Consider the following 14,861-nt stretch of genomic DNA (forward strand, 5'->3'; position numbering starts at 1 on the left):
GCGGCCGCAGGTGCCTTCACCTGCCTTTCGAAACTCTTCGGCGGACTGTGCCCGCTGCTACTTGGCGGAGCCCATCAGCAGGTAGTTGTACGTGCCGAGGTAGGCCTGGTCGACGGTGACGTTGGTGGCCGACTTCGGCCGCAGGAGCAGGTTCTTGCGGTAGACCAGCGGCACGGCGGAGGCGTTCTCCGCGATGAGCTTGTCCACGTCGCCCCAGGCCTTGACGCGGGCCGCGGCGTCGGTGTTGGCGATGCCGTCGTTGAGGGCCTTGTTGACCTGCGGGTCGTCGAGCTCCTGGACGTTGTTGCCGCCGGAGGGCTTGATGGCGGAGCCGTTGGCGATCTGGTCGAGGAAGCCGAAGCCGGTCGGCCAGTCGGGGCCCCAGGCGGTCATGAGCATGCCCAGGTTGTGGCTGTGGACGTAGTCCGGGACGCCGGCGAAGTTGGTGAAGTACTTGCCGGTCGGGAAGGACTTGATCTCGACGTTGATGCCGATCTTCTTCATCGAGGCCTGCACGGCCGTGGCCATGGCCATCTCCGCCGGGCGGTCCGAGCGGGCCGTCAGGTTGGTGGAGAAACCATTCGGCTGACCGCATTCCTTCAGCTCGGCCTTGGCCTTCTCGATGTCGCCCTTGCTGCCGGGCGTCTGGTAGAGGTCGAACTTGGTGTAGCCGTCGACGGACGGCGGCAGCAGCGTGCTGGCCACGTCGCCCTTCGGGTCACCGCCCATGGCTTCCTGGACGGAGACCTTGTCGATGCCCCACTGCACGGCCTTGCGGCAGTGGATGTTGTCGAACGGCTTCACCTTCAGGTTCAGGCCGATGTAGCCGGTGGCGCTGGCGTACGGGTTGTCGGTCTGGTTCTTCAGCTTCGCGTCCCGCAGCACCTTCGGCTGGGTCTGCGGGGCGACGCCCGCACCGCCGGCGTCGACGCCGATGCTGTCGTTGAGCAGGTTGTTGTCGACCGTGACCTGGTTGACCTTGAACTTGATGGTGATCTTGTCGGGCAGCGCCGGGCGGTTGGGGTCCGTCTTGGGGTCCCACTGCGCGTTGCGCACCAGCGTGGCGCCCTTGCCCTCCTCGTACGACTCGAACTTGTACGGGCCGGAGGAGATGACGTGCTGGACGTACTGCGCGCCCTTGTCGGCCTTCTGGGGGACGGGCGCGGTCTGCGAGAAGGTCGCCAGGTAGTCGAAGTCCGCGAAGGCGTCCTTGAGGTGGAAGACGATCGTCTGGTCGTCCGGCGTCTCGATGGACTTGATTCCCTCGGGCGACTTGTCCTTGTACGGGCCCTCGTACTTGTCGCCGCCCTCCAGGTGGGCCTTGAAGTACGTGGGGCCGTTGGACAGGGCCTCGGGCGCGAAGTTGCTGCGCTCGATCGCGTACTTGACGTCCTTCGAGGTGATCGGCGAGCCGTCCTCGTACTTCAGGCCCGCCCGGAGCTTGTACGTCCAGGTCTTGGCGTCCGCACTCGGCTTGCCCAGGCCCTCGGCCAGGTCCGGGACGACCTTCAGGCCCTCCTTGCCGGGGGCCGGCTTGAACATGGTCAGGGTGCGCCCGTAGAGCCGGGCGAAGTTCTGCACCCAGCCGTAGTAGGTGTTGCCCGGGTCCAGCGAGTCGGCGGCGTCCGCTATCTCGAAGGCGAGCGTGCCGCCCTTCTTGTCCGACTTGTTGGCGAGCCCGGTCAGCGCGGCGTTGGCCGCCGAGCTGCCACCGCCCTTGCCGCCGTCGCTCTTGTCGTCGGAGCCGCCGCACGCGGACGCCCCCAGGGCCAGCACCACCGCCGTGGCGATCGCAACCGTCGTTCTCTTCGTCTTCACCTGAGGAAAGCCCCCTCTTTCGTCTTCGTGGCACGGTGGACCACAAGGGCCGCCGCTGATCGCTTGCTGTGGAGAGGTGTGGAGAGGTCCGGTGGCCCGGGATCACTTGCTGCGCGGGTCGAGCGCGTCGCGCAGCCCGTCCCCGAGCAGGTTGAAGGCCAGCACCGTGATGAAGATGGCGAGGCCGGGCACGAACATGTACTGCGGGTCGGCCTGGTAGAGGTCCGTGGCCTGGCTGAGCATGCCGCCCCAGGAGGCCTGCGGCGGCGCGATGCCGACGCTGAGGAAGCTCAGCGCGGCCTCGAAGAGGATGTTGGTCGGGATCAGCAGCGTGGAGTACACCAGGATCGGCGCGACCAGGTTGGGCAGCAGCTCGCGGAAGAGGATGAACGTCCCCCGGGCACCGAGGCTGCGCGACGCCTCGACGAACTCGCGTTCGCGCAGGCTGAGCGTCTGGGCCCGCACGATGCGGCCCATGTAGGGCCAGTTGAAGAAGCCGATCACAAAGATGAGCACGCTGATGCGCAGCGGCAGACCGGACAGTCCGAAGGCGCCGTCCTGCAGGGCCGCGGAGATGGAGATGGCGAACAGCAGCAGCGGGAAGGCCAGGAAGGTGTCCATCGTCCTGCTGATCACGGTGTCCGCCCAGCCGCCGTAGAACCCGGCGACCACGCCCAGGACGGTGCCGATCACCACGGACAGCAGGGTGGCCCCGGTGGCGACCAGCAGGGAGACCCACGAGCCCTCGATGATGCGCGCCAGGATGTCGCGGCCGTACTGCGGGTCGACGCCCAGCGGATGCTCCCAACTCATGCCGCCCCAGGCGTCCTTGGGCGCGAGCAGGCTGGGGTCGATGAGGTCCTGGTGGAACTCGTTGGGGTCCAGTCCGAAGACCGCCTCGATCGGCTTGGCCAGGACGGCGAGGAGGATCAGCAGGATCACCACGATGCCGCCGGCCACGGCCACCTTGTCCCGCTTGAAGCGCAGCCAGGCGATCTGAGTGAGTGATCGACCCTCGATCTGGCTCTTGGGGGCACCGGCCAGAACGGCTTCCGGCTGCGCCCCGGCGGCCGACCCCGTGGTCTCGATAGGTGCGGTCACTGTGCCAACGACCCCTCTCGGCCGGAGGTGACCGGCCCACGCCCGCCGCAACACTCGCGGCCTGGTACTCACATGTACGGGAGATGTGCAAGTGGTGCAGATGGAGCGGAGGTTCGGAAAAGAGAGCCCGCGACGCGCCGTGATGCCGGCCGGGCCGTCTCTTGTTGGCGGGAGTCTTCATCGCGTCGGCGATCACTCGCCAGCCCTCGCCCGCAATGTATGCGCAACCGTGATGTGTGATGGAGGGTTCCGTTATCCGGACAGCACGACCGGCTGCCCGGTGCGCGCCCGCAGGGCGCGCAGGTCAGTACGCCCCGGCCTGCCAGCCCTGGGGCGGCTGCGGGTAGCCGTAGGCACCCGAGGGACCGGCCGGCGCGGCGGCACCGCCGCCGTAGGCGTCACGGTCGAAGAAGGGCCGGGCATGGGCCCGCATCCACAGCGCGACCGGGTCGTACTCGTCGGCCATCGACACCGTCGACACCGGCAGCCCCTCGGGCACCACGCCGACCGACTGCTGCATCATCTGCCGCACGGCCTCGACGGCCGCCGGCGAGCTGTCGTACAGGTCCAGACCGATGCACAGGTACGGGGTGCCCAGGGCCGGCTGCACCCAGGCCCGGCGCAGGGTGCGCACGACAGGCGTACGGTGGGCGTTCTGCCCCAGCAGGGCGTAGAACTGCGGGATCTCCACGGCCGGTTCGCTCAGCTGCAGCGGCCCGGCCGGCAGCCGCTCCATGCCCTCGGCGACGCGGCGCAGGTCCGCCCAGGGAATGCCGACGCCCCCGCCGGGCGCGTGCGGGTTCAGCCACAGGCCCCAGCGGTCCGGGTACAGGGAGGCGGCCACGGTACGGCCGGAGACGACCTCGTGGGAGCGGTTCCAGCCGCTGGCGGCGAGCTCCTGGGCGGAGGTCACGCACGGGGCGTAACCGAGGCCCTCGACCTCCATGTTGCCGTACTGCGCCTCCGGCGAGCCCGGCTCGCCGTGCCACAGCAGCATCCACACCCGGCCCTCGGCCACGGCCCGCAGCAGCGCCTCGTACGCGTCGTAGCGGCCCGGCGCCACTTGGCGCAGCACCTGCTCGACGCCGCTCTCCGCGCCCGCGCTCACCTGGGTCCGCCTTGTCTCTCGGCCGTGTGTTGCCACCAAGCTTACGAGTACAGGTCGCGGTCGTAGAACGGACGCAGCTTCTCCCGCATCCAGTGCCCCACCGGGTCGTCCGCCACGTCCAGGAACACCAGCTGCACCGGCCAGGCCACGGGAGCCGTGGCCAGCGCCCGGCCCACCGCGTCCATCGCGGCGCCCCGGCTGCCGGGATCCGGAAGATCCAGCTCCACCCCGATGAACAGCGCCGGATCGGCGCCCTCCACACTCGCCAGCGCGCGACGCGCGGTCCGCACCGGACCCGCGGCCGCCAGCTCCAGACCCGCCGCCGCCAGGAACGCCGTCGGCTCCTCCTGCCAGTCCGGCTCGAACAACCGCACCCGGCCGCCCGTGGGATCGCCCTCCCACGTCGCCCGCCCCACCCTGCACAACTGTGCGACGGCCTGCGGCGGCAGCGGCACCCCTACCGTGCCCTCCGGATTCACCACGATGCCGACCTGCGGGGGCAGCCCCCGCGCGAACTCCACGGCCGGAGCCACCGCGAACGCCATGGCCGGCCCGGCGACGGCGACGAACTGCTCGTGCGAACTGAACACCGGCACGAACGCGGCACCGTCCAGCTCGATCGCCGGCAGATCCAGATCCGCGCTCTGCGGCCCCCCGCCCTTGGGCAACGGCACCCACACGCTGCTGCGGCCGAGCACGTCGAGGATGCGCGGGGCGGCGTCGGGGACGCCGACGGAGGCGGCGAGGACTTCCTCGAGTTCATTGGCGGGCCAGGCGCAGTTGCTCACGCTCCCGCACCTTAACGGCTGCGCCTGGGCTGTGGTACGGGGGGTGGCTGCTGCCGGGGCTCCGCCCCGGACCCCGGTCCTCAATCGCCGGACGGGCTGAATGGTGCACCTGGTTGTGGGCAATCGTGCCGCTGGGCGGCACGGGTGGGCACAACCGGCCCACCGGCCGCCCGCAGGACTAGCCGAACGTCAGCGCGCGCAGCGTATCCGCGGCCTCGCGGTCCAGGAGGGCCGCCGATGCGGCGCCGCGGGGCGTGCGGCCGGCCTCCGCATCGGTCACGAGCCGCCGCATCGCCTGCCGGTGGCGGGCGAAGGAGCGCGGGGGGACGCCGCGGCCGCGGGCCCGCTGGCCCGCCCGCGCCTGCGCCGCGTCCACGACCAGCATCACGACGTGCAGCCGCCGCCCCCGCCGCCGCGCCTCGCGCGCCAGCCACCACCGCACCCAGCCCCACTGTCCGCAGTCGTGCACGACGACGCTGCCTCCGGTGCGCAGGGCGCGCCAGAGGGCGGCGTAGTGGGCGAGTCGGGCGGCCGGCCGGTAGGCGGCGTACGGCAGCTGCCGGGGTACGCGGCGTTCGATGCGGCGGCGTGTGTCCTGGGAGTCCACGCGGTGCACGCCGGGTCCGACCACGCGCCGCATCAGGGTGGACTTGCCGGCTCCGGGCAGCCCGGAGACGACGACCAGGTCTCCGGCGCGGTAGCGCAGCTCCTCGACCGTCCCTCCGCGCAGGTCGACCACGCCCGCCACACCCCCCGTACGCACCGTGACCGTCGCCCCCTCCTTTCGTACGCAAAGGAAAGGTAATCCAAATCGGGACCTGGTGGGCGGTCCGTCGCATGGCCGTACGTGCAATGATGTGCGCGCCAAGCGCCATCGGCACGCTCGACAATCGCACGACCATTGCACGACCAACTGCATATTGGCCGCTCGAATCCGCGCGGGAGAGTCCTGGTGTGCTGCGTTGCGCCGTGCACCGGGCGCCGAAGGAGCAAGTTCCTCCCTTGAATCTCTCAGGCCCCGATACCGCGAGGATGAGGCAGATCTGAAAAGCGGGCCGCCCCGGCGGTCCCACCCAAGGTGCAAGCCGGGCTCTCCGACGGGGCTCCCGGTGAACCTCTCAGGTTCCGATGACAGATGGGGAGGCCCCGATTCCTCGGTACCTCCGTGACTCTTGCCCGGGAGCCTGACCATGACGACCGACGCCCCCCGCCGTACCGCCCTGGACGCGCTGCACCGCGCGCTCGGCGCGACCATGACCGACTTCGCGGGTTGGGACATGCCGCTGCGCTACGGCAGCGAGCGCGACGAGCACGTGGCGGTGCGCACCCGCGCCGGCCTGTTCGACCTCTCGCACATGGGGGAGATCACCCTCACGGGTGCCGAGGCCGGCCGGGCCCTCGACTTCGCGCTCGTCGGCAACATCTCCGCGCTGGCCGTGGGCCGCGCCCGCTACACGATGATCTGCAACGCCGACGGCGGCATCGTGGACGACCTGATCGTCTACCGCCTGGCCGAGCAGGAGTTCATGGTCGTCGCCAACGCCTCGAACGCGCAGGTCGTGCTGGACGCGCTGACCGAGCGGGCCGCCGGTTTCGACGCGGTCGTGCGTGACGACCGCGACGCCTACGCGCTGATCGCGATCCAGGGCCCGGCCTCCCCGGCGATCCTGAAGTCGGTCACGGACGCCGACCTGGACGGGCTGAAGTACTACGCGGGCCTGCCGGGCACCGTCGCCGGCGTCCCGGCGCTGATCGCCCGCACCGGCTACACGGGTGAGGACGGCTTCGAGCTGTTCGTGGCCCCGGGCGACGCCGAGAAGCTGTGGCAGGCGCTGACCGAGGCGGGCGCGGACGCGGGCCTGGTGCCGTGCGGGCTGTCCTGCCGGGACACCCTGCGCCTGGAGGCGGGCATGCCGCTGTACGGGCACGAGCTGACCACCTCGCTGACCCCGTTCGATGCGGGCCTGGGCCGCGTGGTGAAGTTCGACAAGGCGGGCGACTTCGTGGGCCGCGAGGCGCTGGCCGCCGCTGCCGAGCGCGCCGAGAGCGCGCCGCCGCGCAAGCTGGTGGGCCTGGTGGCCACGGGCCGCCGCGTGCCGCGCGCCGGCTTCGCCGTGGTGGCGGGCGGCACGGTCGTGGGCGAGGTCACTTCCGGCGCCCCCTCCCCGACGCTCGGCAAGCCGATCGCGATGGCGTACGTCGACGTGGCCCACGCCGCCCCGGGTACGGATGGGGTGTCCGTGGACATTCGAGGCGCCCATGAGCCGTACGAGGTCGTGGCGCTCCCCTTCTACAAGCGGGAACGCTGAGACCCTCTCATCTCACCTGTCAAGACCCCTTGCACAAGCACTCACGCGCGTACAGGAGAATCTAGCCATGAGCAACCCCCAGCAGCTCCGTTACTCCAAGGAGCACGAGTGGCTCTCGGCCGCCGACGAGGACGGCGTGGCGACGGTCGGCATCACCGAATTCGCGGCCAACGCGCTCGGTGACGTCGTCTACGCCCAGCTCCCGGAGGTCGGGGCGACCGTCACCGCGGGCGAGACCTGTGGCGAACTGGAGTCGACGAAGTCGGTCAGCGACCTGTACTCCCCGGTCACGGGCGAGGTCGTCGCGGCCAACGAGGACGTGGTGAACGACCCGGCGCTGGTGAACACCGCCCCGTTCGAGGGCGGCTGGCTGTTCAAGGTGAAGGTCACGGACGAGCCGGTGGACCTGATGTCCGCCGACGAGTACACGGACTTCGCCGGCTGAACCCCGCTCCCCCCTCCCTCGCCCAGGAAGAACTCATGTCGCTCCTCAACAGCTCCCTCCATGAGCTCGACCCCGACGTCGCCGCCGCCGTCGACGCCGAACTCCACCGTCAGCAGTCCACCCTCGAGATGATCGCCTCGGAGAACTTCGCTCCGGTCGCGGTCATGGAGGCCCAGGGCTCCGTCCTCACCAACAAGTACGCCGAGGGCTACCCGGGACGCCGCTACTACGGCGGCTGTGAGCACGTCGACGTCGTCGAGCAGATCGCCATCGACCGCATCAAGGCGCTCTTCGGTGCCGAGCACGCCAACGTGCAGCCGCACTCCGGCGCCCAGGCCAACGCCGCGGCGATGTTCGCCCTGCTCAACCCGGGCGACACCATCCTGGGTCTGAACCTCGCGCACGGCGGTCACCTGACCCACGGCATGAAGATCAACTTCTCCGGCAAGCTCTACAACGTGGTCGCCTACCACGTCGACGAGCAGACCAACCGGGTGGACATGGAGGAGGTCGAGCGCCTCGCCAAGGAGCACCGCCCGAAGCTGATCGTCGCCGGCTGGTCCGCCTACCCGCGCCAGCTGGACTTCGCGGCCTTCCGCCGGATCGCCGACGAGGTCGGCGCGTACCTGATGGTCGACATGGCCCACTTCGCGGGCCTGGTCGCCGCCGGGCTGCACCCCTCCCCGGTGCCGCACGCGCACGTGGTGACCACCACCACGCACAAGACCCTGGGCGGCCCGCGCGGCGGTGTGATCCTTTCCACGGCCGAGCTCGCCAAGAAGATCAACTCTGCGGTCTTCCCCGGCCAGCAGGGCGGCCCGCTGGAGCACGTGATCGCCGCCAAGGCGGTGGCCTTCAAGGTCGCGGCCAGCGAGGAGTTCAAGGACCGCCAGCGCCGCACCCTGGAGGGCGCGAAGATCCTCGCCGAGCGCCTGATGCAGGACGACGTGCGCGAGGCCGGCGTCTCCGTGCTCTCCGGCGGCACGGACGTCCACCTCGTCCTGGTCGACCTGCGCAACTCCGAGCTCGACGGGCAGCAGGCCGAGGACCGCCTCCACGAGGCCGGCATCACGGTCAACCGCAACGCCATCCCGAACGACCCGCGCCCGCCGATGGTCACCTCCGGCCTGCGCATCGGCACCCCGGCCCTGGCCACCCGCGGCTTCCAGGCCGAGGACTTCCGCGAGGTCGCCGACATCATCGCCGAGGCCCTCAAGCCGTCCTGCGACACCGAGGCCCTGCGCGGGCGCGTCACGGCCCTGGCCGCGAAGCACCCGCTGTACCCCGGCCTGAAGTAGCACGTCGGCACCGCATTAACGCCGGATTAACCGGTTGGTACGGGGCATCCCGCACACTGGAGAAGTGAGCGGGATGCCCCGCACCACGTGGCGCACCCCACGCGTCACAGGGCGTGACACCCCCGCGTACCCCCTTGCGCTCCCCCACGCCCGCCGCACGACCCCCGTACCACCCCCGACCCGAGGAGCAGCCACCGTGGCCATCTCCGTATTCGATCTCTTCTCGATCGGCATAGGCCCGTCCAGCTCTCACACGGTCGGCCCCATGCGCGCCGCCCGCATGTTCGTGGGCCGCCTGAAGAAGGACGGCCTGCTGGCCCAGACCACCGCCGTGCGGGCCGAGCTCTTCGGCTCCCTCGGCGCCACCGGCCACGGCCACGGCACCCCCAAGGCCGTCCTGCTCGGCCTGGAGGGCCACTCCCCCCGCACCGTCGACGTCGAGATCGCCGACGACGAGGTCGAGCGCATCCGCACCACCAAGCGGCTGCGCCTGCTCGGCGCCGAGATCGGCACCGACCACGAGATCGACTTCGACGAGTCCACCCAGCTGATCCTGCACCGCCGCCGCGCCCTGCCGTACCACGCCAACGGCATGACCCTCGCCGCCTACGACGAGACCGGCGCGCCCCTGCTGGAGAAGACCTACTACTCCGTCGGCGGCGGCTTCGTCGTCGACGAGGACGCCGTCGGCGCCGACCGCATCGTCCTCGATGACACCGTCCTCAAGTACCCCTTCCGCACCGGCGACGAGCTGCTGCGCATGTCCCGCGAATCCGGCCTGTCGATCTCCGCGATGATGATGGAGAACGAGAAGGCCTGGCGCACGGAGACCGAGATCCGCGAGGGCCTGCTGGAGATCTGGCGCGTCATGCAGGCGTGCGTCACCCGCGGCATGTCCCGCGAGGGCATCCTCCCCGGCGGCCTGAAGGTCCGCCGCCGCGCCGCCAGCACCGCCCGCCAGCTGCGCGCCGAGGGCGACGCCCAGGCCCGCGCCATGGAGTGGATCACCGTCTACGCCATGGCCGTGAACGAGGAGAACGCCGCCGGCGGCCGCGTCGTCACCGCCCCCACCAACGGCGCCGCCGGCATCATCCCGGCCGTCCTGCACTACTACATGAACTTCGTGCCCGGCGCGGACGAGGACGGCATCGTCCGCTTCCTCCTCGCCGCCGGCGCCATCGGCATGCTCTTCAAGGAGAACGCCTCCATCTCCGGCGCCGAGGTCGGCTGCCAGGGCGAGGTCGGCTCCGCCTGCTCCATGGCCTCCGGCGGCCTCGCCGAGGTCCTGGGCGGCACCCCCGAGCAGGTCGAGAACGCGGCCGAGATCGGCATGGAGCACAACCTGGGCCTGACCTGCGACCCCGTCGGCGGCCTCGTCCAGATCCCCTGCATCGAGCGCAACGGCATGGCCGCCGCCAAGGCCGTCACCGCCGCCCGCATGGCCCTGCGCGGCGACGGCCGCCACCACGTGTCCCTCGACAAGGTCATCAAGACCATGAAGGAGACGGGTGCGGACATGAAGGTCAAGTACAAGGAGACGGCACGAGGCGGCCTGGCCGTCAACGTCATCGAGTGCTGATCCGGCCCCACGGCCGCCGGGGCGGGTACACGCTTGCGTGTACCCGCCCCGGTGCGTTCATCGCCACCCGTGCGGCCCGCGGGCCGCACTAGCATGATTGCGGTGCCTCCGGCCGCGCTGTCGGGCCGCTGAACGAAAGGAGCGAGCCGCCATGACGATCGCCCCCGACCAGGCAGGGAACGACACCCTCCACTACCAGCTGCTGCGCGACGTCGTCGAGCAGATACAGGACAACGTGCCCGGAAAGCTGGAGATCACGAAGGAAGGGATCGTTCACGACATGATGTCGCCCGGGAGGCCGCACGAGCTGACGGCGCTCCGCATCAGGCGTGAGCTGGACAAGGTCCTGCCGGACGACGTGGTGGCCCACACGGGCACGCCCGACGTGGAGGACGTGAACGAAGGCGTCATGCGGCACCCGGATGTCATGGTGATCCGGGAGGAGGACATGGAGGGCGACGGCTCTTTCGACCCGCGCACCCTGATCGCCGCCATCGAGGTCGTCTCCCGGTCCAACCCGGACAACGACTGGGTGAGCAAGGTGCGGGACTACCCCATGATCGGCATCCCCATCTACGCGATCTTCGACCCGCGCACGGGTGAGGGCGCCGTCCTGTCCGACATCCACCCGACGCCGTCGGGCCCGCGTTACGCGGTGCGGAAGGACTTCGTGTACGGCGAGGACGTCATGATCGGCGACTGGACGATCCCGACGAAGAACCTGCCGCGCTACGCGTAGGAAACCGCACGAACTCCGGCGGCACCGCCGCCGTCAGCCACACCCCGTTGCCGGTCACGTGGAAGACGTGGCCGGCTCGGTGCATTGCGGCCGCGTCCACCGCCAGGACGACCGAGGTGCCGCGGCGGGCGCCCACGCGGGTGGCGGTTTCGCGGTCCGGGGAGAGGTGGACGTGGTGGCGGGCCATGGGGCGCAGCCCCTCGGCGCGGATGGCGGCGACGCTGCGGGCCACCGTGCCGTGGTAGAGGTACGCGGGCGGCTGGGCCGGGGGCAGGGCGAGGTCGACCGTGACCGAGTGGCCCTGGCGGGCTCTGATGCGGTCGGTGTCGAGTTCGAAGCGCTGCTTGTCGTTGGCGGCCACGACGTGTTCCAGCTCCGCACGGCTCACGGCGAAGCCGTGTGCGGCGGCCGCGGTCAGCAGGACGTCGACGGCAACCCAGCCGTGCGCGTCGAGTTCGATCCCGATGCGGGCGGGCTCGTGGCGCAGGTGCTTGGAGAGGTACTTCGAGATGCGTACGGTGCGTCGTTCGTCCATGCGTCCAGGTTGGCGCGCCAACAGCCCGGGTGTCATCGGGTTTCTGCGACCAGCAGCAGCGGCAGTGCCAGGACGATCGGGGGGTCGCTCGGGGCCGGGGGGCGCAGGCGGAGGGTGAAGGCGCCGTGGGTGGGGGCCGGGGTGGCGGCCACCAGGCGGTGGGTGCCGGCCGGGTCGTCGAGGGCGTCGGCCACGCGGGTGGTGCGCTCGAAGCAGACGGCCAGCACCTGGTGGCCGGGGCCGGGCGGGGGGCGCAGGCGTACGGGGGCGGGGGTGGGGACGACCGTGCAGGCCAGGGGGAGGTCCTGGGGGACGCCGTGGGGGAAGAGGCCGGCGAAGACGATGCCGTCGGCGGGGACGCGGCCGGTGATGCGGCCCGTGATGCCGTCCGCGGGCGCCGGCAGGGCCGCGGCGTCGACCACGTCGCCCACGCGGTGGTCGCCGTAGCGCTCGGCCAGGGCCTTGAAGCGGCTGGGCGGCATGCCCACCAGCCGGGTGAACTGCGTGGTGAAGGTGCCGAGGCTGGAGTAGCCGACGGCGGTGCACACGTCGGTGACGCGGGGCGAGCCGCGGAGCATCAGGCGCTGGGCCTCGGCCATGCGCAGTGCGGCCAGGAAGCGGGCCGGGGTGACGGCGGTGACGCTGCGGAAGACGCGGTGGAAGTGGAAGGGGCTGAACAGGCCGGCCTCGGCGTGGTCGGTGAGGCACTGGACCTCGCCGAGGTGGTCGCGCATGCGGCGGATGGCGCGCTCGACGGAGGCGAGCTGGCCGGCCGACGGGGGCGGCGGGGCGGGCGCGGCCGGGCGCACGGTCAGTCCGGGCCGGCGGCGCGGTGGGCGCGCTCGCGGGCGGCGGCCAGCGAGGCGATCCAGGTGGCGGTGAAGCGGCGGCGCAGTTCCTGGGCCCGCCCGTCGGGCAGGCCGAGCCGGGTCCAGCCGCGGTGGGCGAAGGCCAGCCGGTGACCGGTGCCGTCGGCGAGGGGTGCGAGGGTGACGTGGGCGCCGGGGTGGGCACGGGCGCCGGGGATCTCCACGGCGAACTCCAGGCGCTGTCCGTCGCGCAGTTCCCAGTCGCGCAGGGGGAAGCGGCGGGGTCCTTCGTCGTCGACGACGAAGAACCAGGCGGGCCGGAAGCCGTCCTCGGCGACGGGCAGCCAGTCCAGGAGCGCGGGGTAGGTCAGCGGCCGATAAGGGCCTGGGGGCAGGTCGACGGCGCCGTCGATGTCGTCGCGCAGCGCGTAGCGGGCTCCGGTGCCGGTGTGCAGGTGGGTGGCGAGGCGGGTGAGGAAGTCCCGCCAGCCCTCCAGCAGCTGGCCGGCCTCGGCGGGGGTGCGGGTGGTGTCGTGGTCGGTGACGGTCAGCAGGGTGCCGGTGCCGTCCTCGTCGAGGGTCCAGGCGATGCGCTGCTGCTTGCCGATGCCCAGGAAGCGCCACTCGTAGGCGAGTTGGCGTGCGGGCACGAGGAGGGTGGGGCGCAGGGTGAAGAAGTCGCCGTCCTCGAAGTCGAGGCGGTTGTCCTCGCCGGGGCGCAGCGGGGCGGCGAGGTCGCCGAACCACTCGGCCACCCGGTCGGGCTCGGTCAGTGCGGGCCATACGTGCTCGGGCGGTGCGGCGAGGCGTACGGCGAGGCGCACCGCTCCCGGCACCGCCTCCCCGGCGGGCACCCCGAGGGTCGTCGCGTGCGGCAGCTGGTCCGGGTCCCGGCCCGGTGCGTCCTGCGGCATGGTCGTCCTCCGTCGCCGCTTCCGCCGGACAGATCGCTCCCATATTATGTAGCCTCCCGGCACTGTCAACGCTCCAAGTCGGCGTTTCTCCAGGCGAGTTCGCCCGCCGAGAGGAGAGAACGTTGCAGAGATCCGAATGCACCGCACCCGTCGGCCGTGCCGCGCTCGCGGCCCGCGTCGCGTGCCTGACCGCGCTGACCGCCCGGCACGCCGCGGCCGGCACCCTCGACGCCGTACGGGCGGGGCCGCGCCAGATGCCGGACGTGCTCGGGCGCCGGGCAGCGCAGCTGTTGTGCGGCCTGGGACCGACGTACGTCAAGGGCGGGCAGTTGCTGAGCACCCGCAGCGATCTGCTGCCGCCTCGGGTGTGCACGGCGCTGGGCCGGTTGCACGACCGGGTGGCACCGATGACCCGGGCGCAGACGGACCGGGCGCTGGCCGAGGCGTACGGGCCGGAGCCCGCGGCGCGTCCGTTCGCCGTGTTCGACCACCGGGCCACGGCCAGCGGCAGCATCGCGTGCGTGCACCGGGCCGAGCTGGTCGACGGGCGCCGGGTGGCGGTCAAGCTGCGCCGCCCGGGCATCGAGCGCCGCATGCGCGCCGACTTCGCGCTGTTGCGGGCGGGTGCGCTGCTGGTGCAGCGGTTGCCGCCGTTGCGCAAGGTGCCGGCGCTGCGCATCGTCGAGGAGGTCGGTGGCGCGGTGCTCGGCCAGCTGGACCTGGAACAGGAGGCGCGGTCGCTGGCCGCGCTGCGGGCGAACCTGGCCGCGCTGCCGTACTTCCGGCTGCCGGCCCCGGTGCCGGAGGCGTGCGGTCCGGGCGCGCTGGTGATGGACTTCGTCGAGCCCCTGCACCGCTTCCGGGCGGGGCAGCTCGACCGCGAGCAGCGGCGACAGGTCGTGCAGCACGTGCTGCAGGGCGTGTACCGGATGCTGTTCATCGACGGTCTGGTGCACTGCGACATGCATCCGGGCAACCTCTATCTCGCCCCGGACGGGGTGGTGGTGCTGCTGGACGCGGGGTTCGTGATCCGGCTGGAACCGCCGGTGCGCCGGCTGTTCGCCGAGTTCTTCATGAACATGTCCCTGGGGCGGGGCGCGGAGTGCGCCGACGTGGTGCTGCGCAGCGCCGAGCACATTCCGCCGGGCGTCGACCTGGACGTCTTCCGGGCCGGCATCGTCGCGCTGGTGGCGGCCACGACGGGGCGCAGGGCCGGGGAGTTCCGGCTGGCGCCGTTCGCCACCCGCCTGTTCGACCTGCAGCGGCGCTCGGGGATCGCGGCCGCGCCGGCGTTCGTCTTCCCGCTGATGTCGCTGCTGGTCCTCGAGGGAATGATCAACGAGCTCGACGTGGACGTCGACTTCCAGGGGGAGGCCATTCCCACCCTGCTCACGGCCCTCAACACCTACTGAAACACC

At 71.5% G+C, this 14,861-nt stretch carries 14 protein-coding genes and 1 riboswitch; of the genes, 6 read left to right on the forward strand and 8 right to left on the reverse strand.

Annotation, left to right across the window (positions count from 1 at the left end; genetic code table 11):
* Positions 1-57 precede the first annotated feature (57 nt).
* From AB0K17_RS12360 to AB0K17_RS12380, 5 genes are all read right to left on the reverse strand, one after another.
* Positions 58-1,818, reverse strand: coding sequence for an ABC transporter substrate-binding protein (locus AB0K17_RS12360; RefSeq protein WP_365982906.1), 1,761 nt, complete (start codon positions 1,816-1,818; stop codon positions 58-60).
* A gap of 102 nt (positions 1,819-1,920) precedes the next feature.
* The gene (locus AB0K17_RS12365; protein WP_365982907.1) at positions 1,921-2,919 is read right to left on the reverse strand and encodes an ABC transporter permease; all 999 of its coding nucleotides are present in this window, start codon (positions 2,917-2,919) and stop codon (positions 1,921-1,923) included.
* Between the two features lie 304 nt (positions 2,920-3,223).
* Positions 3,224-4,027, reverse strand: coding sequence for an enhanced serine sensitivity protein SseB C-terminal domain-containing protein (locus AB0K17_RS12370; RefSeq protein ID WP_365966646.1), 804 nt, complete (start codon positions 4,025-4,027; stop codon positions 3,224-3,226).
* Positions 4,028-4,068: 41 nt separating this feature from the next.
* Positions 4,069-4,815 carry an enhanced serine sensitivity protein SseB gene (locus tag AB0K17_RS12375; protein WP_365982908.1) on the reverse strand — a complete coding sequence of 249 codons (747 nt, stop codon included), beginning with the start codon at positions 4,813-4,815 and terminating at the stop codon, positions 4,069-4,071.
* A gap of 178 nt (positions 4,816-4,993) precedes the next feature.
* Complete coding sequence (locus AB0K17_RS12380) at positions 4,994-5,578, reverse strand: AAA family ATPase (protein WP_365982909.1); 585 nt, start codon at positions 5,576-5,578, stop codon at positions 4,994-4,996.
* Between the two features lie 166 nt (positions 5,579-5,744).
* Positions 5,745-5,852: riboswitch (glycine riboswitch) on the forward strand.
* Between the two features lie 153 nt (positions 5,853-6,005).
* Between AB0K17_RS12380 and gcvT the strand changes: the two genes are divergently transcribed.
* The 5 genes from gcvT to AB0K17_RS12405 all read left to right on the forward strand — a co-directional run bounded on the left by gcvT (position 6,006) and on the right by AB0K17_RS12405 (position 11,185).
* Positions 6,006-7,124: a glycine cleavage system aminomethyltransferase GcvT gene (gene gcvT, locus AB0K17_RS12385; RefSeq protein WP_365982910.1), complete on the forward strand. Its 1,119-nt coding sequence runs from the start codon at positions 6,006-6,008 to the stop codon at positions 7,122-7,124.
* Between the two features lie 67 nt (positions 7,125-7,191).
* Positions 7,192-7,569, forward strand: coding sequence for a glycine cleavage system protein GcvH (gcvH, locus tag AB0K17_RS12390; protein WP_365966642.1), 378 nt, complete (start codon positions 7,192-7,194; stop codon positions 7,567-7,569).
* A 35-nt stretch (positions 7,570-7,604) separates the two neighbouring features.
* Positions 7,605-8,867, forward strand: a complete 1,263-nt coding sequence (glyA, locus tag AB0K17_RS12395; RefSeq protein WP_365966641.1) for a serine hydroxymethyltransferase — start codon at positions 7,605-7,607, stop codon at positions 8,865-8,867.
* 196 nt (positions 8,868-9,063) lie between these two features.
* Positions 9,064-10,446 (forward strand): L-serine ammonia-lyase, encoded by a 1,383-nt coding sequence (locus tag AB0K17_RS12400; RefSeq protein ID WP_344435797.1) that lies wholly within the window; start codon positions 9,064-9,066, stop codon positions 10,444-10,446.
* Between the two features lie 151 nt (positions 10,447-10,597).
* The gene (locus tag AB0K17_RS12405; protein ID WP_365982911.1) at positions 10,598-11,185 is read left to right on the forward strand and encodes a Uma2 family endonuclease; all 588 of its coding nucleotides are present in this window, start codon (positions 10,598-10,600) and stop codon (positions 11,183-11,185) included.
* Here the strand turns inward: AB0K17_RS12405 and AB0K17_RS12410 are convergent.
* The 3 genes from AB0K17_RS12410 to AB0K17_RS12420 are packed head-to-tail and all read right to left on the reverse strand — an operon-like array spanning position 11,133 to position 13,443.
* A complete protein-coding gene (locus AB0K17_RS12410; RefSeq protein WP_365982912.1) occupies positions 11,133-11,720 on the reverse strand; it encodes an RNA 2'-phosphotransferase in 588 nt (195 codons plus the stop codon). The two genes, AB0K17_RS12405 and AB0K17_RS12410, sit on opposite strands and share 53 nt — an antisense overlap.
* 32 nt (positions 11,721-11,752) lie before the next feature.
* On the reverse strand, positions 11,753-12,529 hold the full coding sequence (locus AB0K17_RS12415) for an AraC family transcriptional regulator (protein WP_365982913.1): 777 nt from the start codon (positions 12,527-12,529) through the stop codon (positions 11,753-11,755).
* A 2-nt stretch (positions 12,530-12,531) separates the two neighbouring features.
* The gene (locus AB0K17_RS12420) at positions 12,532-13,443 is read right to left on the reverse strand and encodes an SRPBCC domain-containing protein (RefSeq protein WP_365982914.1); all 912 of its coding nucleotides are present in this window, start codon (positions 13,441-13,443) and stop codon (positions 12,532-12,534) included.
* 122 nt (positions 13,444-13,565) lie between these two features.
* Between AB0K17_RS12420 and AB0K17_RS12425 the strand changes: the two genes are divergently transcribed.
* Positions 13,566-14,855 carry an AarF/UbiB family protein gene (locus tag AB0K17_RS12425; RefSeq protein WP_365982915.1) on the forward strand — a complete coding sequence of 430 codons (1,290 nt, stop codon included), beginning with the start codon at positions 13,566-13,568 and terminating at the stop codon, positions 14,853-14,855.
* Positions 14,856-14,861: the final 6 nt, after the last annotated feature.

It is taken from the genome of Streptomyces sp. NPDC049585, assembly GCF_040675615.1.
GTDB lineage: Bacteria > Actinomycetota > Actinomycetes > Streptomycetales > Streptomycetaceae > Streptomyces > Streptomyces luteosporeus.